The following is a 20508-nucleotide window of genomic DNA, read 5'->3' on the forward strand; positions in this document are numbered from 1 at the left end:
CCTTACGCGAACAAAGCGGCGCGTTCATGGCGTGGGTTCAATGTTCCGAAGGAAACGCCGGGAGGATGCCCCCGGCATTTCTTTTTTTCAGGCCACCAGGCCCTTGGTCAGTTCCAGCGCCTGCCGCTCGAACAGCCGGCGGTAGATGCCGTCATGGAGGCGGATCAGCGCCTGATGGTCGCCCTCCTCGACAATCCTGCCCTTGTCGAACACCAGCAGCCGGTCGAGCGCCCGGACCGTGGAAAGACGGTGGGCAATGACGAGCGTGGTGCGGCCATCCATCAGCCGTTCCATCGCCTGCTGGATCTGCACTTCGCTTTCGCTGTCGAGGCTTGACGTCGCTTCGTCTAGGATCAGCACCGGCGCATCCGCCAGGAACGCCCTGGCAATGGCGACGCGCTGGCGCTCGCCGCCCGACAGCTTGACACCGCGTTCGCCCACCATGGTCTCATAACCCTTCGGCAGGGACATGATGAAATCATGGGCGCTCGCCTGTTTCGCCGCCTGCTCGATCTCACGACGCGAGGCATCCGGCCGGCCATAGGCGATGTTTTCCGCCAGCGTGCGGTGGAACAGGATGGGTTCCTGCTGCACGATGGCGATCTGGCCGCGCAGGCTCGCCTGCGTGACATCGGCGATGTTCTGCCCGTCGATGCGGATAGCCCCCGCCTTTATGTCGTAAAGGCGCTGGATGAGCTTGACGAAGGTTGTCTTGCCCGAACCGGAGTGACCGACCAGACCCACACGCTCGCCCGGCTTGATGGTGACCGAGAAGTCCTCATAAAGCGGGGTTGCATGCGCGCCATACTGGAAGGTGACATGATCGAAGACGATCTCGCCCTTGCCGATATTGATCCGCTTGGCGTCCGGCCTGTCTTCGACACCCAGCGGCATCTTGTCGAGCAGCACCAGCTCTTCCATGTCATTGACGGCGCGCTGCAGGTTGCGGATATCCTGGCCCACATCGCGCAGATAGCCCTGCAACACGAAAAACATCGCCAGCACGAAGGTGATGTCGCCCGCTGTCGCCAGACCCTTCTGCCACATGATGAGGCCGGTGCCGAGGATGCCCGCCTGCATCGATACCATCATGAAGCTCTGGATCGTGCCGTTCAGCGTTCCACGTTTCCAGGTTCTGCGCGTCCGATTGTCCCATTTCACCAGCACATGACCAAGCCGCGTTTCTTCACGGGTTTCGGCACCGAAGGCTTTGACCACCGCGTTGCAGCTGATCGCATCCGCCAGCGCGCCGCCAAGCCGGGTGTCCCAGGCATTGGCAAGCCGCGCCGCCGGCGACACATAACCCATCGAAAGCCCGACCGTGACACCGATATAGATCAGCGAGCCGAGGCCGACGATCAGGCCCATGACCGGCCAGTAACTGCCAAGCACGATGGTGGCACCCATCAGCATGACGATGGAGGGCAGCAGCGCGACGAGCAGCAGGTCGTTGAGCGAATCCAGCGCCCACATGCCACGCGTGATCTTGCGCACCGTTGAGCCGGCAAAGCTGTTGGCGTGCCAGTCGGTGGAGAAACGCTGCACCTTGTGGAAGCCGTTATTGGTGACGTCAGCCATCGTCTTCAGCGTCAGCCGGATGATGCCGTTGAAGATGAACCAGCGCAGCACAACACTGGTAAAGCCAAGCGCAACCACGATGACGAAAGCGCGCAGAGCGCCATCACCCGCATTGGCACCCCCATTGTCACCAGCGATGGCATCAACGATCCGGCCGGAAAAGACCGGCACCATCACTTCGGCGAGCGTGCTGGCAACCACCAGCACGATGATGAAACCCACGAGCGCCTTTCGGTGGCTCCAATGGTTGAAAACAAAGCCGAGCACATGGCGATAGGCATCGGCGCGGAAATCGAGCTTCTTGCGAGACATTTTAACCAGCCCGGCGCCACGAAACAGGACGACCGGTCCTCAAAAACGGAAGTTGGACGGCACAGCCCGGGCGGGAGACAAGATGATCCCGTCAGATCAATCGGGCTATGAAGGAAAAGAAAACCGCATGTCGGGCGCGCATAAGGCGGGCCGCGAATGGATATGACCTAGTGTCGGGTCATTCCCTGCGGGAGGGTCTTGATGAATGATGATGTCATGCAACGCCTCCCTTTGTTCGATCTGACGCGGTGAAGTATTTTGTAGCTGAGCCGCTCGAGCTTGCCAAGCAGGTTTTTGCAACCTTGTGGCAAGTGATGTCAAAATAACACACCAGCCGACCGGTCGTCACAATCGTGGCCGCTCCGAGTGCGGCCACGATCTTCGAGGTCAATATCATCCGCCGCGCAATAAGACAGGATGCGCGACGGCAAGCCGGAAGCAGGGATTTAACGCTCCCGATCAGTCCATCTGCACATTCGCGTTCTTGACCACGGGTTCCCATTTGGCGATCTCCGCCGCGACGTGGTCTTTCAGTTCATCCGGCGAGGAGGCGACGATCTTTGCACTGAACTCCGCCATGCGGGCGGCGACGCCAGTATCGGCAAGCGCCTTCTTGGCGGCGGCGTTGAGCTTGTCGATCGCATCGGCCGGCGTGCCGGCGGGCGCAAAGAGCGCGTTCCAGGTGTAGGTCTCGTAACCCGGTACGGTTTCGGCAATCGTCGGCAGATCCGGGAAGGACGACGCCCGCTCCTTGGTGGTGACGCCGAGCGCCCGCAAGGTGCCGGATTTTATATGTCCTGACGAGGACGGCAGATTGTCGAACATGATGGAAATCTGGTTGCCGAGAAGATCGTTAAGCGCCGGTCCGGCTCCCTTGTAGGGCACATGCTGCATGCTGACGCCGGCCATGCTCTTGAACAGCTCGCCGGAAAGATGCAGCGGGGTGCCGTTGCCGGAAGAGGCATAGGCATATTTATCGGGTTCAGCTTTGAGGAGAGCGATCAGCTCCTCGACGCTGTTGACGTTGAGCTTCGGATTGACCACCAGCACATTCGGAACCACCACCAGCAGCGAAACCGGTGCGAAATCCTTCTGCGGGTCATAAGGCTTGGTCTTGAGGATAAGCGGGTTGAGCGCGTGGGTGGCAACCGTGCCCATCAGGATCGTATAACCATCGGGCTCGGCGCGGGCCACCCGGTCGGCGCCGAGATTGCCACCGGCTCCGGCGACATTTTCAACCACGATCTGCTGGCCAAGTTCGTCACCCATCTTCTGCGCGATGACACGCGCCACCACGTCGGTGGAGCCGCCCGCCGCGAAAGGAACGACCAGCGTGATCGTTCGATCGGGAAAGCCCTCGGCATTAGCAGTCATTCCCATCATGCCGAAAGACACCGCCGCGGCGGCAAGTTTCAACACGGTGCGCCGTTTTGAAGACCGGTAAATCATGAACCCTCCTTATACATGGCCTCCTCGCCATCGGCGCATAGTAGCTAAAATGCAAATCAGGGCAACCCGCCGGGTGCCGGGCGATCCCGGCAGGTTTTACGCAGCAGAAGCCCGTCAGGCCTTCAGGCGCTCTTCGACAACCCGCCAGTTGACCAGCTTGTCGAGCACGGCGCGGATATGGTCGGGCTTGCGGTTTTCATAATCGAGGTAATAGGCGTGTTCCCAGATATCGATGCCGAGATAGGCCGGGCGGCCAACGGCCACGGGGTTGTTGCCGTCCTCATATCCGATCAGCGCGAGCTTGTTGTCGTCGTCGCGCGTCAGCCACACCCAGCCGGTGCCGAACACCGTGTCGGACACATCGACCGCGCGTTTGATGAAACCGTCATAATCCCCGAAGGTCTCGTTGAGGGAAGCAGCGAGATCGCCTGTCGGCCGGTTCGGGCCGCCCGGAACGAATTGATCCCAATAGGCGACATGGTTCCAGGCCTGCGCGGCATTGTTGAAGATTTTGACATCCGCCGCCGCCTTCGACCTGGCGGATTCCTTGACGATCCCGGCCAGCTCCATGTCGGCATAGCGGGTGCCGGCCGCAAGCGTGTTCAGCTTGTCGAAATAGGCCTTATGGTGTTTTCCGTAATGCAGGCCGACCGTTCTTGCCGAAACGACGGGCGCCAGATCGGCCTCGGCAAAGGGAAGTTTCGGCTGTGTCAAAGGCAGTGCGGCCCGCGCGACATGCGGGCGGGGAAAAATCGCAACGGTGGCCGTTGCCGCGCCGGCGGTGAGAATGGTGCGTCTGGTGATGTCCATCATATCCTCCTCATGAACGGTGATATGGGACTAACCCCGAACTACGGCCCTGGTTTCCTCACGCGGATGCAAATCTGTCGCGAACCATGACGATCGGGGTAGCGACGTTGTGTAGACACTCTCCCCGGGGGACAGATGGATGGGTGACCAGCGCATAAAGAAAGGCCCTCCCGATTGGAGAGGGCCTTGCCCATCAGTAGCGATAGTAGTCACGACGGTCGCGGTAGTCCCGGCGATCGCGCCATTCACGCCATTCCCGTCTCGCCTGACGTTCACGCCATTCCCGGCGGCCTTCCCAGCGATCGCGCCGGTCCCAGCCGCGCTCATAACGTGGCGGGCCGTTCGGGCGGCAATAACCGCGCGGTGACAGGTGGAAGCCGCGTCCGCAGGCATAATCCACCGTCTGAACGTGGGATGCCGAAGGTGCGGACGGTTGGCCGACAGGCATGGCATTCGCGCCGGTGCCGAACAGGGCGCCGAAAATCAGTCCGGCGGTTAAAATCATCTTGCGCATCTTATCTCCCTCCTTGTGGGATAGGGGGATTTAGCGCCCAGCCGGGTGAACTGTGGCTGAATGAATCGTGATTTTTTCGTGGCAGCGGGCCGCAGCCGTGACCAACATCGGCGCGTTTAGAAGGAACCCTGCGACGGCTCGTACATTTACCAATGCAAGGAAAAATACAAAGGGAGAGCCCAATGGATTGGAATCGCGTTGAAGGCAACTGGAAGCAGATGAAGGGTAAGGTCAAGGAGCAGTGGGGCAAACTCACCGACGACGACCTCGACGTCATCAATGGCAAGCGCGAGCAGCTCGAAGGGAAGATCCAGGAGCGTTACGGCTACGAAAAGGATCGAACCAGGAAAGATATTGACGACTGGTACGGTCGTCAGGGCTGGTAGAGACAAGACCCCGCTTCGGCGGGGTTTTTGTTTTCTGCCAACTGCTTGCCGAGTGGACATCTCTCGATAATCATTCCAACTGCACCAGATGGCCAGGTGATACCGTTCTGTAATGTCGCGTCGGCGCTTCATAACCCATTGTTCGTATCGGGCTTTTCAGCTCGTCATTGGATATGCCGCGTCTCATCCCGCGCCGGGCCGGGTCGGGCACCGGTACCGCTGCCATGAGCTTTTTTGTGTACGGATGCTGCGGATTGTCGAAAACGGCGGCCCGCGGCCCGATTTCCACGATCTCGCCGAGATACATCACCGCTACACGATGGCTGACGCGCTCAACCACCGCCATGTCGTGCGAAATGAACAGGAAAGCAAGATTCAGGCTCTGCTGCAGGTCGAGCAGCAGGTTGCAGACCTGCGCCTTGATCGATACGTCGAGCGCCGAAACGCTTTCGTCGGCGACGATGACCTTTGGATCGAGCGCAAGCGCGCGGGCAATCGCGATGCGCTGGCGCTGGCCACCCGAAAATTCATGCGGGTAGCGATTGGCCATATCGGCCGACAGGCCTACCTTCTCCAGAAGATCGGCCGTCTTTTCCTTCGCCTGTTTCGTGCTGCCTAGCCTGTGCTTGATGAAAGGTTCGGAAATCGCCGTGCCAACAGTCATGCGTGGGTTGAGCGAGGAGAACGGGTCCTGAAAGATCATCTGCACGGATTTGCGCATGTTGCGCAGCCCAACGGTATCGAGCCGCATCACATCGTAACCGTCGAGCGACACATCGCCGGATGACGGTTCCACGAGGCGCATGATCGAGCGGCCTGTGGTGGATTTTCCGCAGCCGGATTCCCCCACAAGCGACAACGTCTCCCCCTGAAAGAGATCGAAGGAAACGTTTTCGACGGCATGGACCGCACCCGTCTGACGCGCCCAAAGACCGGAGCGGATGGGAAACCTTGTCACGAGGTTCTTGACCGACAGAACCGGTGTCTGACCGCTCGCAACCGTCTCCGCCACCTCCTGAGGTTCGGTCGAAAGACCGGTTTTGAGGTCGAGCACAGGAAACCGCGTCGGCCATTGCCGGTCATGCATCGAGCCGAGCTTCGGCACCGCCGAAAGCAGCGCCCGCGTGTAGGGATGCTGGCCACGTCGGAATATGTCCTCGGTCGCTCCGGTCTCGACCGCGTCACCGCGATACATGACGATCGTCCGGTCGGCGATTTCGGCCACCACGCCCATGTCGTGGGTGATGAAGAGAACCGACATGCCTTCCTCTTCCTGCAGCAGCTTGATCAGATCGAGGATCTGCCCCTGAATGGTGACGTCGAGCGCCGTCGTCGGCTCGTCAGCGATCAACAGTTTCGGGCGGGAGGCGAGCGCCATGGCGATCATCACGCGCTGGCGCATACCGCCGGAAAACTGATGCGGATATTCGTCGAAACGGCTTGATGCATTGGGAATGCGAACCTTTTCCAGAAGCCGCACCGTCTCCGCCCTTGACTGCTGCTTCGAAAGCCCCTTGTGGCGGATGAGGACTTCGGAAATCTGGCGGCCGATGGTGAAGATCGGATTGAGCGAGGTCATCGGCTCCTGAAAGATCATCGAGATATCGTTGCCGCGCACGCCGCGCATCTCTCTTTCCGAAAGCGCCAGCAGATTGCGCCCGTTGAGTAGCACTTCGCCGTCGATGCGGCTGGAGGCCGGGGCGAGCAGTCGCATCAGCGACAGCGAGGTGACCGACTTGCCGGAACCGGATTCGCCGACTATGGCGACGGTTTCGCCGGACTTAACATCGAATGAGACGTCGCGCACAACGCTTTTCCACTCGCCATCGACAAGGAAGGAGGTGGTAAGGTTTCGGACGGAGAGGACTGGTTTTGTCTCCATGATGTCACCGTCCCACCGCGTAGGCTTGCATGAGCCGCGGTGTGGCGGCAGCGCGCAGCAGGCCATCCGCATCCCGGCGAGCAGCGGTGAGCCGACCGACCGACCAGGCATCGGCAACAGTGACCCGGTGGCCGCGCCGGCGCAGCTCATCGAGCGTCGCCTCACCCACCGTGCTTTCCACCATGATTTCACCCGGCGAACTGGTGCGCGGATAAAACGAACCCGGAAAATGCGAGGTGTGGAACAGCGGCATGTCGATGGCCGCCTGCAGGTTCTTGCCGTGGTGAACATAACGAAGGAAGAACGGCAGTTGCCACTGGTCCTGCTGGTCGCCGCCGGGCGTGCCGAACACCATCGACGGGCGTCCCTGATGCAGCGCTAGTGAGGGCGTCAGCGTGGTGCGCGGCCGTTTGCCAGGTGCGAGCGACGTCGGCAGACCTTCCTTCAGCCAGAACATCTGGGCGCGGGAATTGAGCGCAAAACCGAGGCCCGGCACGATGGGCGACGATTGCAGCCAGCCACCTGAAGGCGTGGTGGAGACCATATTGCCCCAGCGGTCGATGACATCGATATGCACGGTGTCACCGCGCTTTTCCGTCAGATGCGACATGGTCGGCTCGTAGACGGTGCCCTTGCCGCTCATTTCGGCCAGCATGGCCAAGGTGGCATCCACCTGCTTTTCGTAACCAGGCACGGTGCCGGGGCGCAGTTCCAGCGAGGCCTTGCTGCCGATCAGTTTGCGACGCCCGACATTGTAGCCTTCAGAGAGAAGATACTCGGTCGGGATTTGTCCGAATTCCGGATCGCCGTAATAGACCTCACGGTCGGCAAAGGCGAGCTTCATGGTCTCGACAATGGTGTGGATGAAATCAGGACCGGACGGGTCCATGGCCGCAATGTCGAAACCCTTCAGAAGTGCCAGCGATTGCAGCAGCACCGGACCCTGTCCCCAGGCGGGCGTCTTGGCAATCGTCCAGTCGTGATAGTCGAGCGTCTGCGGCGCTTCGACGGTTGCGCTCCACCCGGCCATGTCCTGCGCCGTCAAAACCCCTTTGTGCTTCGAGCCACTAGCATCCATGACCTCTGCGGTCCTCACGTAACCGTCGATGGCTTCCGCAACGAAACCCCGATAAAACGCATCGCGCGCCGCCTCGATCTGGTTTTCGCGGCCGGAGCGCGCTTCGGCTTCGGTGACGATCCGCTGATAGGTCGCGGCCAGAACCGGGTTACGGAAATTGGTGTGAGGCTCCGGAGCCGCACCACCCGGCAGCCATGTCTCATGGGAGGTCGGCCATTCCTTCTCGAAGAAATCGGCCAGCCCCTTGATGGTGGCGGAGACGCGCGGCAGTGTTGGATGCCCATGCTCGGCATAATAGATGGCGGGTTCCAGCACATCGCGCACGCTCATCGTGCCATAATCACGCAACATCAGCATCCAGCCGTCGAATGCGCCGGGAATGACGGTGGCGAGCAGTCCGTCACCGGGGATCAGCTTCAGCCCTTCCGACGTATAGTGCTCAATCGTCGCACCGCTCGGGGCCGGCCCCTGCGCACAGATGACTTCCACCTTGTCCTTCTGCTTCGAATAAAACACGGCGGGCATGTCGCCGCCGGGGCCGCAGAGATGCGGCTCGACGATCTGCAGAACGAAACCGGTGGCGACGGCGGCGTCGAAAGCATTGCCGCCTTTTTCGAGGATCGCCATGCCAACCGCCGAGGCAATCCAGTGCGTTGAGGTGACGACGCCGAAGGTGCCAAGGATTTCAGGGCGTGTGGTGAATTCAGTCATTCCGATATTCCTTGTAAAAAATCATGCTTCGCGCGGATCGAGCGCGTCGCGCAGGCCGTCGCCGAGGAGATTGAAGCCGATGACGACGAGGAAGATGGCGATGCCGGGCCACATCGTCATCCAGGGTGCCTGGCTCAGGAAATTCTTCGCGGTGTTCAGCATCGAGCCCCAGGATGGCGCGGGGGCTTGCTGGCCAAGGCCGAGGAAGGAAAGGCTCGCCTCCGCGATGATGGCGGTCGCCACCGTCAGCGTCGCCTGCACGATGATGGGGGCAAAGACATTCGGCAGGATGTAGCGGGTCATGATATCGATGTGGTTCAGTCCGATGGACCTCGCCCCCTCGACATAATCTTCCATCTTGACGGCCAGCACCTGCCCGCGCGTCAACCGCACGAAAATCGGCATGGCGGAAAGGCCAATGGCGATCATCGCATTGGTGAGGCTCGGGCCAAGGAAGGCCGCAAGCGCAATCGCCATGATCAGGAAGGGCATGGCCAGCAACGCTTCGGTGATGCGGGAAATCACCATATCCACCCAGCCACCGAAATAACCGGCAATCAAACCGAAGGGCACGCCAATCACCACCGCGATCATCACGGAGACGACGCCCGCCATCAACGAGGCGCGGGCGCCATAGATCATGCGTGAAAGAATGTCGCGTCCGAGATCATCTGTGCCCAGCCAGTGGGCGGCCGACGGCGCCTTGCGGATGGCCGACCAGCTCGTCGCAACCGGGTCGGCAATCGGCAGGATCGGCGCGGCGATGGCAAGCACGGCGAAAAACAGCACGATGATCAAGCCGACAAGCGCCGATTTGTTGCGCTTCATTTTTTTCCAGGCGCGGCTTTCCTGCCGTGCCGCCGGTACGGATAGGTTTTGATCGAGAACGGTCATGATATCAGCCTCAGATTGTCGCCCTGAGGCGGGGATTGAGCAGGACATAGGCAATGTCGGCCAGAAGGTTCATGAGGATGAAACCAACGGCGGTGCAGAGCACAATGCCCTGCACGACGGCATAGTCGCGGGTGAACACCGCGTCGACCGTCATCTTGCCGAAGCCGGGAATGGTGAAAATCTGCTCCGTCAGCACCGCGCCGGCCAGCAATTCGCCGAAAAGCAGCGCCAGCAGCGTGATGACCGGCAGAAGCGCATTACGGAAACTATGCGACAGAATGATCTCGCGCGGCGAGAGCCCCTTGGCACGGGCGGTGCGGATATAGTCCGAACTCAAAACCGCCACCATCGCCGAGCGGGTATGACGCATCAGCGTCGCCGCTAACGCGTTGCCCAGCACGAAGGCGGGCATGATCATGGTTTCGATCGAACGGACAGGGTCTACGAAGATCGATTCATAACCGGACGCCGGCAGCCAGCCGAGCTTCACCGAAACAAGCAGGATCAACATGATACCGAGCCAGAAATTCGGGATGGACAGGCCGGAAAGCGCCACGATATTGGCCGTGTAATCGATCCACGTATTCTTCTTGACAGCAGCCAGAATGCCGATCGGAATGCCGATGACCATGGCAAAAAACATCGCCATGACAGCCAGCTGAATGGTGACAGGCAGCTTCTGGCCGATTAGTTCCAGCACGGGCTGGTTCGTCCGCAGCGAGATACCGAAATCGCCCGTCACCACGCCACCCAGCCAGTTGAGGTACTGCAACGGCACGGGGTCATTGAGGCGATATTTCTCACGCAGGAATTCGATCGTCGCGGGATCACGCTCCTCGCCCGCCATGGCAAGCACCGGATCACCCGGTAGCAGTTTCTGCAGCGAGAAAACGAAGATGGAAATGATCAGAAGCGTCGGGATCGCGACCAGTAGTCGCTTGCCGATATAAACAGGCATGGCATTGCCCCCGTTTGGGTCCGGTCTTGGCGGCCGCACGGCAAGCCGTGCGACCTATGCGAAGCGATCAGTCCTTGGAAACGCCGAGAAGGCGGATCATGCCATCAGGCGAAGGCGCCCAACCCTTGACCTTGTTGGAAATGGCATAGGCATAGGGCTGGTGGCCGAGATAGATGATCGGCATGTCATCGTTGAGGATGACGCTTGCGGCATCGTATTTTTCCTTGCGGACCGCATCTTCGGTCGAGGCGCGGGCCTCGTTCAGCAGCTTGTCGACCTCGGGATTGCAATATTTCACATCATTGATGCCGCCCTTGCAGGTGACGAACTGGTGCAGGTTGCCATCGGGATCGATACGTCCCGACCAGTCGGAACGGCTGAGCTGGTAGTTGCCGGCGGTCTGTTCGGACAGAAGCGTTGCAAATTCGGTCGCCTTCAGGGTGACGTTAAAGCCGGCCTCAGCCACCATGGACTGGATGACCTGCATCATCTGCGTCTGTGTTGTGTTGTTGGCGTGCTGGAGTTCGACATCAAGCGTCTCGTAGCCCGCCTCCTTCATCAGTTGCTTGGCCTTGTCGATGTCGCGCGTCGGTACTGGCAGGTTCTGGTTGAACCATGGGCTTGTCGGTGGGAATGACTGATTGCCGGCTTTGGAGGTACCCTCAAACACGATCTGGCCAATCGCTTCGCGGTCAATCGCGTAAGAGAAAGCCTGGCGCAGACGCTTGTCCTTGCCGAGCGGATTGTCGGCGCGCGCGCCATTATTGATGTTGACATACATAGCCATGTAACCCGGCCCGATCACATCGGCATAGATCAGTTTGGGGTCGTTTTTGACCGATTCCGCATCCGACGCCGAGATGCGCTCGGCGATATCAAGGTCGCCGGCACGAAGGTTCGCGAGCTTCACGGTCGTATCGGGGATTGGCAGATAAACGATCTTGTCGACGAGGATCTTGTCCTTGTCCCAATAGTCGGCAAATTTCTCCAGCACGATACGGTCCTGCTGGATGCGCTCGACGAATTTGAACGGTCCGGCGCAGACCGGCTTGGAGCCGAAATTCGCACCCAGTTCCTTCGCCGCTTTCGGCGCCACGATCATACCGGCGCGGTCGGAAAGCTGCGCCAGCAGGGTAACGTCAGGCGTCTTAAGCGTAAATTTAACATCCAGCGGTCCCGTCGCCTCGACCTTCTCGACCGAGGACAGTTCGCTCTTGCGGCGCGATTCCGGCAGCGTCATGTTGCGCTCGATAGTGGCGACGACGGCAGCCGCATCCAGTGTCTCGCCATCGTGGAATTTGACACCATCACGGATTTTCATGGTCAACACCTTGCCGCCTTCGGACCAGGCCCATTCGGTGGCCAGCTGCGGCACGATCTTCATATCCTGCGAGATATCCACCAGCTTGTCGCACATGGCGGTGTAGACGATGCGGCCGACAAAGGTGCGCGACTGCGCGGGGTCGAGCACATCGGCGTCGTCGTTGAGGCCGATGCGCAATTCGGACGATAGCGCCGGCACGGCGAGCACAGCGCTTGCCAACAGCGCAGCAGTCAGTGTCTGGATTTTCTTCATGTTCTTTCCTCTGGTCTGGTTATTTTGACTTTTTTGTCATTGGCCGCTCCTTCAAGGGACGACAGTTTTCACCCGTGGCCTCAAGAAGCCTCGGTTAGCGAATTATCGGCCTCAGCCGCATCGCCCTCCCCGGTTCTCTCTTCCAGAAAGCCGAGCGAGGTGGCGCGGATCAACCTTTCCTGATGCATGAGAAGGTGCTGGCGCATGGCTTCACCAGCGCGCGCCGGATCACGGTCGGCGATGGCTTCAACAATGGCCATGTGCTGTTCAAAAGACGCCCTGCCATTCGTACCACTGCGGCGGGCAAGTTCACGGATCGACTGCCATGTATCGTCCTGTCGGATACGGTTGACGACATCGAAGATCGACAGGAACAGCTTGTTGCCGGCGCTCTGGGCGATCTGCCGATGGAGCGAACCGTCCCATAATTCCTTGGCATCGGCATCGGTGCTTTGGCCGGTCTTTTCCACAAGGGCGCGCATACGCTCCACCTCGGCCGGCTTTGCGCGCATGGCAGCAAGCTGCGCCAGTTGCGGCTCAATGCGCAGGCGCACCTCCATGATTTCCATGAAATCCGTACCGGCGACCAGTTCCGTGACCTGGGCGGACCAATCATCCGGTTTTTCACCCACAAAGGTTCCGGCCCCCTGCCGCCGCCAGATCAGGCCCTCTGCTTCCAATACTTCCAAGGCGCGCCGAACGGCGCGGCGGCCGACGTTAAAACTTTCGGCAAAGGCCCGTTCTGTCGGTAAGCGGCCGTCCTTCGAGACCTCATTCGTGTGAATATAGTCCCGAAGGCGAGCAAGCGCGTAGTTGGAGTTGTCGTTGGGACCCGCCGTCAATGCCGCACCATTTCTGTGAACCAATCTTGTATTGGTTCATTTGGGGAGAAATTCGGGTGCAGGTCAAGCGTATTTTTGAACCATAATTTTTGGTGCTCAAAATATGGGCACGAAGCATTTTTCAAAGGCTGCGCGCGGCTTTCATCTGCACGTTCTAGAACAGGGAACCCGACAACAAACGTTCCCTCCGCAACACGCTGCAACACTTGGCGAAACCATGCGTTATAGTCTCGCAGATCATGAGATGCTGGGGGCGATATGGACGACAGCGTGGATATTCCGAAGATCAACCGGCTTGTGTTGCAGAACCTGATAGCCGGGCTGAGTGACGGGCTGATATTGCTCGAAAACGACGGAACAATCGCCTGGGCAAACAGGGCCGCACTTGAGATGCACCGCAAAGAGGCGATATCCGAGCTTGGCGCTGACACCGAAAGTTACAGGCGGAATTTCACGCTTCGCTATCGCAACAACCATCTTCTAGACGAAGGGCAGTATCCGCTTGAACGGCTTCTCGCCGGAGAGACATTCGAAGATGTGACGGTGGAGATATCCCCAAGCGACGATGAAACCGAATGCTGGGTCCACACCGTGCGCGGTCTCATTCTCGAAGATGCCGGCGCGAAACCGGATGTGCTGGTGCTGATCATTCGCGACGAGACACCGCGCTTCGAGGCGGAAGCGCGGTTCGAGAGCGCCTTTAACGCCAATCCCGCGCCGGGCCTGATCTGTAGGCTGGAGGACGAGCGCTTCATTCGCGTCAACCAGGGTTTTCTGGAAATGACCGGTTTCAGCCGCGAGGAGATCATCGGCGTCAGCGTCGAGGAGCTCGGGCTGTTTTCCGAATGCGAGACGGGGGAAGACGCCCTCAAGCGCCTGCATGAGGGCCGCATCATCCGCCAGCGCGAGGCGCTCATTCCCATTCCCGGCGGCGACAGGCTGGTGATCGTGGCGGGGGAAACGATTGCCGTTGCCGAAGAGCCCTGCATGCTTTTCACCTTCGCCGATCTCGATGGCCGCCGAAAAGCCCAGAATGCCCTTCGTCAGAGCGAGGAGCGTTTCTTCAAATCCTTCCGCCTCTCGCCCGTGCCGGCAGCGATTTCGAGGCTGGACGACTTTGTGCTGACCGAAGTCAATGATGCGTTTCTGACGCTGTGCGGGCGCAAGGAAGCCGAGGTTGTCGGCAAGACCGCGAGCGAATTGCGACTGTGGGACGATGTTCCGGCGCGGCGCGACATTGAAAAGCGGCTGAAGGACAATATCCCGATCCGCAATGAGGCCATGCGCATGAACCTTGCCGATGACGGCACGGCCGAATGCATCATTTCCGCCGAACGCGCCGAAATCAACGACCAGCTCTGTGTCATCTGGGCGATACAGGATGTCACCGAACGGCGCAGATCCGAGAACGAGTTGATCGAAGCCATCGAAAGCGTCATGACCGACACCTCCTGGTTCAGCCGCACCGTGGTGGAGCGGCTGGCGGGGCTGCGGCAGAATTCGCGTGGTGCGTCGCCCTCCGCCTCGCTGAAGGACCTGACGGACCGGGAGGAGCAGATATTGTCACTGATCTGCGATGGCTCCAGCGACAAGGAAATGAGCGACCGGCTGAACCTTTCCAAACACACGATCCGCAACCACATCGCCTCGCTCTACGGCAAGATCGGCGTCAACCGTCGCACCGCGGCGGTGATCTGGGCGCGAGAACGCGGTTTTACCGGCCGCAGGGAAAAATAGCGGTCAGCCCACGTAAATTAGGTCAGTTTGTACCAGTTGAACTAGTAGCTATTGCTCTACATGAGGCGATTTTCCCGGCCTATCTTTCCATCATGCCGTTATTAACAGCGGCACTCTCGAACGATGGAAGGAATTCGTCATGGATAATAACCGTATCGAAGGTATCGCCCGTCAGGCAAAGGGCACCATCAAGGAAGCCGCCGGAAAGATTACCGGCAACGACAAGCTTCAGGCGGAAGGCAAGGCCGAGAAACTGGCCGGCCAGGCGCAGGAGAAGCTCGGCCAGACGAAGGACACCGTCAAAAAAGCATTCAAGTGAACCGCCAATGTTCAAGGTTGGAGGTTTCACCATGATGCTTGCTTGTGAAGTAACCCCGGCGGCAAGCCTCCCCCAGGAGGTCAGCCTGTGTGCCGCCTTGCAAGCAGTGCTCGCCTATGCAGATGGACAGGAACACAGCTCGATCTCCGTCACATCCGTCGAGGGCCGCATCGTGCTCTCGGGCGAAGTGGAAACGCTTTCTGCCTTCGAACGTGCAGTCATCATCGCAGAATGTTTCGCATCGCGGCCGATCATTGCCGATCTGGCGATCCGGCAGCGCCCCCACACCTACCTGGATGCCGCTTCCCCGCGCATCCGCCTCGTGAATAATAACAGGAGTGACAAACAATGAAGAAACTCGTTCTTGCAACGGCAATCGCAACTCTGGCCATTGCCCCGCTCGCTTCCGCCGAAACCAAGCACAGCGGCAAGCGTGCAACGGAAACCGCCCAAAAGGAACGCGTCGGCACCCTGTCCTGTGAAATCGCTGGCGGCGTCGGTCTTGTCGTCGGTTCCAGCAAGGCCGTGAACTGCGAGTTCCGCCAGCGTTCCGGTAAGACGGAGCGTTATACCGGCACGATCGGCAAGCTCGGCCTCGACATTGGCGTGACCGGCAAGACCTATATGAGCTGGATCGTGCTGAATACCGCCGCAAGCCGCGTGGGTGACGGTGCGCTGAGCGGCGACTATGTCGGCGCTTCGGCAGGTGCGTCTGTTGGTGTCGGCGTTGGCGCCAATGCGCTGATCGGCGGTAATGCCAAGAACTTCGCGCTACAGCCGATCAGCGCCGAGGTCGGCACCGGCGTCAACGTTGCAGCGGGTGTATCGCACCTCAAGCTGAAGCGTGCAGGTTAAGTCGCCCATCCGGGCATCTCTCCCCCGGCAATGAGCAACGCAACAGCAAGCGCGCCGCGATGATCGCGGCGCGCTTTTTCAATTGCAATATGGATGAGAAGCATCAGGGCTTCGGCGGAGGCGGCGGTGCGTCCTCCATCGGACCATGGCCGATTTCACCCGCCGGACCGCGCCTCATATCATGCTTGGGACCATGGCGAGGCGGACCACCTGCCGGGCCCAATGCTTCGATGGTACCATCCTGTCGAACGATATAGCTCGCATGCAACACACCATCATCGAAACGGCCCTGTACGCTGATCGCCTCATCCACCTTCGCGGCTTTTCCATTTTCGCCTTCCGGTCCGGTATCAACGAGGGCACGGCCGCTGTCATCCTGAACGATGAACTTGTTGCCGAAGATTTCCGCCACCTTGCCCTTGAAGGTGACGAGGTTACCTTCCTTGACGGTGGAAATGGCAACGGGCGTCATCGGCGCCATTTCAGGCGTCGGCCTTGTCAGTTTGACGGCACCTGCACCGGCGGCGGCACCGACAGCAAGGATGGCAACGGCCGCGAACGTCATGGCCGCGGTTTTGCGACGGTGTTTCCGGTGTGGCGGCACCGGCGCTTCCGTCGCAGCTTTCGGCGCGGGGGAAGATTCGATTTCTTTATTGTCTTCAGAGTGGGACATGTTGATCTCCTGTTTGAATGGACAGGCATGTTTTAACCGCAGCCGGCCACCAGCAGCCTGAACCTTGTGGTTCAGCTTGAGTTAAGCCTTCCGGGCCTAATAAAACGCATCCAACACCATGAGCAAGCACACCATGCGGGTACTTCTTGTCGAAGACGACGGCGACCTTTCAAAGCGCATCGCGGCCAGCCTGCGCGCGGAGAATTTCGTCGTCGACATCGCCCAGAATGGCGAGGATGCCGAACATGCCGGCCTGACCGAGCTTTACGACGTCGCCATTCTTGACCTCGGATTGCCCAGGATCGACGGCGTTTCGGTCCTGAAATCCTGGCGGGCGGCGCAGCGCAACCTGCCTGTGCTGGTGCTGACGGCGCGCGACGGCTGGCCGGACAAGGTGGCAAGCTTCAAGGCCGGGGCAGATGATTTCCTGACCAAGCCGTTCAAGGTCGAAGAACTTGTTCTGCGGCTGCGTGCACTGGTTCGCCGCGCCACCGGCCATGCCGCCTCCATCGTTACCTGCGGTTCGCTTGTCTTCGACGCGCAGCTTGGAACCTTCGAACAGAACGGCCTGCCGCTAAAGCTCACCGCGCTGGAATGGCGCGTGCTCTCCTGCCTCATCCTGCGAAAAGAGGTGGTGGTTGATCGCCGTGAACTCATCGAACGGGTTTATGAAGGCGATGCGGAGGTGGATTCCAACTCCATCGAAGTCATCATCGCCCGCCTGCGGCGCAAGATCGGCGCCGAGCATATCGAGACCGTTCGGGGCCGCGGCTACATGTTGAAGGCCGAGCCATGAGCGAACCCAAGACCAACCACGGACCTTCGATATCGCGCCGCCTAACGGTTTTTTTAGTAATCTTCGTCACCGCAAGCGTGATGATCGCTTCGATCATTCTTTACCTCATCGTTGCCGGCGTCGTGCGTGAACAGATTGACCAGCGGCTCGATACGCAGATCGAAGGCCTGCGCAGCGCCCTTTCCAGCGACGAGGCCGGCCGGCTGACGCTGAATGCCGCCCTCGATGGCCCGCCTTTCGACAGGCGCGGCTCCGGCTGGTACTGGCAGATCCGTGGCGAGGACGTTGCCATCACCTCACGCTCGCTCGCCGGACAGAGCCTGGACAATCCACCTTCCCCCTTTAACTGGGGCAAGATGATGGAGCATGGGCCGCGTCCCGGCGTCAACGCCGAGCTTCACGGTCAGGACCTCTATCTTCGCTCCATCCAGACCATGGTGGGCGCGAAACTCATCGAAATCACTGCCACCGCACCCCGTTTTGCGCTCGTTGCGCCTGCCCGCAGTGCGCTCTTATGGCTGATCCCGGCCATGACGCTGCTGGGCGCAAGTCTCGTCGCGGGCATTTTCCTGCAGGTGCGCTATGGTCTGCGGCCCCTGCGGCAGCTGACTGCCGACATTTCCTCGATTTCGGCCGGCACGCTGGAACGATTGCCTGACGCGGATGTGCAGGAACTTCGCCCTGCCTCCCGCGAGATAAACCGCCTTGTAGAACAGAACAGCGAAAGGCTGACCGAGACGCGCCTGCATTTTGCCAATCTCGCCCATGGCCTGAAAACGCCGGTCACGAGCCTTTATCTCGCGCTCAACGATACCAACGACCCCGATAATACCATGCGGGCGCTGGTGGACAGGATCGACCAGAGAATCCGCCATCATCTCGCGCGCGCCCGCAAGACCGCTGCCGGTGGCGTGGCTGCTACAACACCGGTCAGGCCGAGGGTGGACGATATTCTCGAGATCATGACGCATATATATGCGGACCGGGGTGTCGTCGCGACTGTGGAGGTGGATGACACCTTGCGGGTGCAGGTCGGGCCTGAAGATCTGGACGAGATTATCGGCAACATTACGGACAATGCCTTCAAATGGGCAAAGGGTCGGGTCAGAATTTCTGCCCGCCAAACGGGGCGCGATATCTTGCTCACGATCTCGGACGATGGCCCTGGCATCGACAACGCTCTCGTCGCAGAGGTATTTGAACCCGGCAGACGCATGGACGAGACCGTGCCGGGAGACGGTTTCGGTCTTACCATCGTCAAGGAACTTGTCGAACTTCACGGCGGCAGGATCAGCATGGAGCGCAATGGCGATGGCGGGCTTACCTGCCTGCTCACCCTGCCCTCTGCGATATGATGCTCTCCAATCGTGGCCTGTTCCTCGATAAGCTTCTGCCTAGCGCCTGAAACAAATCCGGGCAGCACAGGGCTGCCCGGAGAATGTCAAAGGCGTCAATAATCAGCCGAACAGCGCAAGGCTGCTCTTCACCGTTACCCATACACCCCAGAGCAGCGGGATGCCGACCGCTGCCCAGGCGAGAGCCGCCTTGGCATCCAACCCGCCGCGGCCGATACCGAAGGAGCCAGTGGGGCCGGCATTGGCAGCGGCCGTCTTCGCCTGCAATGCTGCAACCTCAGCATCCGACATGAACCATTTATCGGCAAGCGGCCGCACGAAGGCATTGGCAATGAGGCCGATGGCCAGCATGCCGGCGAGGATATACATGGTGCTGGTATAAAGTGCAGGGCCCGGAGCAACGCCCGCGGCGATCTGTGCCTCGCGAATATAGTTGACGACCACGGGTCCGGCGATGCCGGCCGTCGCCCACGCCGTCAGGAGGCGGCCATGGATTGCCCCCACGAACTGCGTGCCGAAAATATCGGCGAGATAGGCGGGAATGGTCGCGAAACCACCGCCATACATGGAGAGGATGACGCCGAAGGCGAGCACGAAGAGCGCCTTGTTGCCCATCGTCGCCAGCGTCGGTGCCAGCGCATACAAAATGATGCCGAGAACGAAGAAGCAGAAATAGGTGTTCTTACGTCCGATCTTGTCGGACATCGACGCCCAGAAGAAACGACCGCCGATGTTGAACAGCGACAGGAGCCCGGTGAACCCGGCGGCAATCGCTGCGATCTGTGCCTTCTGTCCCGCATCGAGATCGGCAAAACCGACACTCGGCAGGCCGATCAGCGAACCGGCAAAGATTTCCTGCAACATCGGCGAGGCCATGCCGATGACGCCGATACCGGCAGAAACATTGAGGCAGAGAACCGCCCAGATCAACCAGAACTGCGGTGTTTTGTGCGCATCACGCAGATGGACGTGGCGAGTGGTGATCATGGCGCTTTTGGCCGCCGGCGCCGTCCAGCCTTCCGGACGCCAGCCGGCCGGGGGGATACGATAACCGAAGGCGCCCGCCATCATGAAGGCGAAATAAACCAGCGCCATGACGACGAAGGTCTGCCAGACGCCAATAGAGGCTTCGGTCTTGAAGGTATTCATCAGCAGGTTGGCGAGCGGCGCACCGATCATCGCACCACCGCCGAAGCCCATGATGGCCATGCCTGTCGCCATGCCGCGACGGTCCGGGAACCATTTGATCAGGGTCGAGACCGGGGAAATATAACCGAGGCCGAGGCCAACACCGCCGATGACGCCCGCACCCAGCCACATCAGCCAGAGCTGATGAGTGGCGACGCCGATTGCGGCCACCAGAATGCCGCCGCACCAGCAGCAGGCGGAAACGAAGCCCGCCTTGCGGGGTCCTACCCGTTCCAGCCAGCCGCCCCAGATGGCCGCCGAGCAGCCGAGAAGCACGAAGAACAGCGTATAAATCCAGCCGAGATCGGCCACGCGCCAGTTACACTCCGTGGTGAAAAGCGCCCCCATCAGAGTCAGGCTCGAGCAGCTCGGATCGGTCGCCGGCAGCGCTTTCGACAGCGGCAGCCAGAAAACACTGAAACCATAGGCCATGCCGATGCACAGATGGATGGCAAGAGCTGCCGGCGGCACCAGCCAGCGATTGAAACCCGGTCTTGCAATTATTCGTTCGCGGTCCAAAAATCCGGCCTGCGCCGCCTCTCCCGCCGTTGCGTCTGCTACTGCCATCGACATTACCTCCCTCGTGGATGTCTGG

19 protein-coding genes are annotated in these 20508 nt (G+C 60.1%); 7 read left to right on the forward strand and 12 right to left on the reverse strand.

Features of this window, described 5'->3' with window-relative positions:
* Positions 1 to 87 precede the first annotated feature (87 nt).
* The 4 genes from GSF67_RS15450 to GSF67_RS15465 form a co-directional block, all read right to left on the reverse strand.
* Positions 88 to 1890 (reverse strand): ABC transporter ATP-binding protein, encoded by a 1803-nt coding sequence (locus GSF67_RS15450; RefSeq protein ID WP_006311360.1) that lies wholly within the window; start codon positions 1888 to 1890, stop codon positions 88 to 90.
* A 459-nt stretch (positions 1891 to 2349) separates the two neighbouring features.
* Entirely contained in the window at positions 2350 to 3339 is a 990-nt protein-coding gene (locus tag GSF67_RS15455) for a tripartite tricarboxylate transporter substrate binding protein (protein ID WP_006311358.1), read from the reverse strand.
* Positions 3340 to 3453: 114 nt separating this feature from the next.
* Positions 3454 to 4149 (reverse strand): superoxide dismutase, encoded by a 696-nt coding sequence (locus GSF67_RS15460; RefSeq protein ID WP_035214809.1) that lies wholly within the window; start codon positions 4147 to 4149, stop codon positions 3454 to 3456.
* Between the two features lie 193 nt (positions 4150 to 4342).
* Complete coding sequence (locus tag GSF67_RS15465) at positions 4343 to 4663, reverse strand: GCG_CRPN prefix-to-repeats domain-containing protein (RefSeq protein WP_006311356.1); 321 nt, start codon at positions 4661 to 4663, stop codon at positions 4343 to 4345.
* A 182-nt stretch (positions 4664 to 4845) separates the two neighbouring features.
* Between GSF67_RS15465 and GSF67_RS15470 the strand changes: the two genes are divergently transcribed.
* A complete protein-coding gene (locus GSF67_RS15470) occupies positions 4846 to 5049 on the forward strand; it encodes a CsbD family protein (RefSeq protein WP_006311355.1) in 204 nt (67 codons plus the stop codon).
* Positions 5050 to 5119: 70 nt separating this feature from the next.
* On the opposite strand, the gene GSF67_RS15475 is transcribed toward GSF67_RS15470, so the two are convergent.
* The 6 genes from GSF67_RS15475 to GSF67_RS15500 all read right to left on the reverse strand — a co-directional run bounded on the left by GSF67_RS15475 (position 5120) and on the right by GSF67_RS15500 (position 13014).
* Positions 5120 to 6931, reverse strand: coding sequence for an ABC transporter ATP-binding protein (locus tag GSF67_RS15475; RefSeq protein WP_006311354.1), 1812 nt, complete (start codon positions 6929 to 6931; stop codon positions 5120 to 5122).
* 4 nt (positions 6932 to 6935) lie between these two features.
* Positions 6936 to 8720: a gamma-glutamyltransferase family protein gene (locus tag GSF67_RS15480; RefSeq protein ID WP_006311353.1), complete on the reverse strand. Its 1785-nt coding sequence runs from the start codon at positions 8718 to 8720 to the stop codon at positions 6936 to 6938.
* Between the two features lie 21 nt (positions 8721 to 8741).
* Positions 8742 to 9614 carry an ABC transporter permease gene (locus GSF67_RS15485; protein WP_006311352.1) on the reverse strand — a complete coding sequence of 291 codons (873 nt, stop codon included), beginning with the start codon at positions 9612 to 9614 and terminating at the stop codon, positions 8742 to 8744.
* 10 nt (positions 9615 to 9624) lie between these two features.
* The gene (locus tag GSF67_RS15490; RefSeq protein WP_006311351.1) at positions 9625 to 10572 is read right to left on the reverse strand and encodes an ABC transporter permease; all 948 of its coding nucleotides are present in this window, start codon (positions 10570 to 10572) and stop codon (positions 9625 to 9627) included.
* 67 nt (positions 10573 to 10639) lie between these two features.
* On the reverse strand, positions 10640 to 12148 hold the full coding sequence (locus GSF67_RS15495) for an ABC transporter substrate-binding protein (RefSeq protein ID WP_006311350.1): 1509 nt from the start codon (positions 12146 to 12148) through the stop codon (positions 10640 to 10642).
* Between the two features lie 80 nt (positions 12149 to 12228).
* Entirely contained in the window at positions 12229 to 13014 is a 786-nt protein-coding gene (locus tag GSF67_RS15500; protein ID WP_006311349.1) for a FadR/GntR family transcriptional regulator, read from the reverse strand.
* A gap of 234 nt (positions 13015 to 13248) precedes the next feature.
* Here GSF67_RS15500 and GSF67_RS15505 point away from each other — a divergent pair, with 234 nt between their 5' ends.
* The 4 genes from GSF67_RS15505 (at position 13249) to GSF67_RS15520 (ending at position 15901) form a co-directional block, all read left to right on the forward strand.
* Positions 13249 to 14727, forward strand: a complete 1479-nt coding sequence (locus GSF67_RS15505) for a PAS domain S-box protein (protein ID WP_006311348.1) — start codon at positions 13249 to 13251, stop codon at positions 14725 to 14727.
* Between the two features lie 139 nt (positions 14728 to 14866).
* Positions 14867 to 15046, forward strand: a complete 180-nt coding sequence (locus GSF67_RS15510) for a CsbD family protein (protein ID WP_004445431.1) — start codon at positions 14867 to 14869, stop codon at positions 15044 to 15046.
* A gap of 7 nt (positions 15047 to 15053) precedes the next feature.
* Entirely contained in the window at positions 15054 to 15398 is a 345-nt protein-coding gene (locus tag GSF67_RS15515) for a BON domain-containing protein (protein WP_006311347.1), read from the forward strand.
* Positions 15395 to 15901, forward strand: a complete 507-nt coding sequence (locus GSF67_RS15520; protein WP_006311346.1) for a DUF992 domain-containing protein — start codon at positions 15395 to 15397, stop codon at positions 15899 to 15901. Before GSF67_RS15515 ends, GSF67_RS15520 begins: the two co-directional genes overlap by 4 nt.
* Before the next feature lie 103 nt (positions 15902 to 16004).
* Here GSF67_RS15520 and GSF67_RS15525 read toward each other — a convergent pair whose 3' ends face one another.
* The gene (locus tag GSF67_RS15525) at positions 16005 to 16574 is read right to left on the reverse strand and encodes a hypothetical protein (protein WP_006311344.1); all 570 of its coding nucleotides are present in this window, start codon (positions 16572 to 16574) and stop codon (positions 16005 to 16007) included.
* A gap of 133 nt (positions 16575 to 16707) precedes the next feature.
* Between GSF67_RS15525 and GSF67_RS15530 the strand changes: the two genes are divergently transcribed.
* Positions 16708 to 17370 (forward strand): response regulator transcription factor, encoded by a 663-nt coding sequence (locus GSF67_RS15530; protein ID WP_035214788.1) that lies wholly within the window; start codon positions 16708 to 16710, stop codon positions 17368 to 17370.
* Positions 17367 to 18725, forward strand: a complete 1359-nt coding sequence (locus GSF67_RS15535; protein ID WP_006311342.1) for a HAMP domain-containing sensor histidine kinase — start codon at positions 17367 to 17369, stop codon at positions 18723 to 18725. Before GSF67_RS15530 ends, GSF67_RS15535 begins: the two co-directional genes overlap by 4 nt.
* Before the next feature lie 102 nt (positions 18726 to 18827).
* Here GSF67_RS15535 and GSF67_RS15540 read toward each other — a convergent pair whose 3' ends face one another.
* Positions 18828 to 20480, reverse strand: coding sequence for an OFA family MFS transporter (locus tag GSF67_RS15540; RefSeq protein WP_035214806.1), 1653 nt, complete (start codon positions 20478 to 20480; stop codon positions 18828 to 18830).
* Between the last annotated feature and the right edge of the window lie 28 nt (positions 20481 to 20508).

The sequence above is a fragment of the Agrobacterium sp. CGMCC 11546 genome (genome assembly GCF_013365515.1).
Classification (GTDB): domain Bacteria; phylum Pseudomonadota; class Alphaproteobacteria; order Rhizobiales; family Rhizobiaceae; genus Agrobacterium; species Agrobacterium fabrum.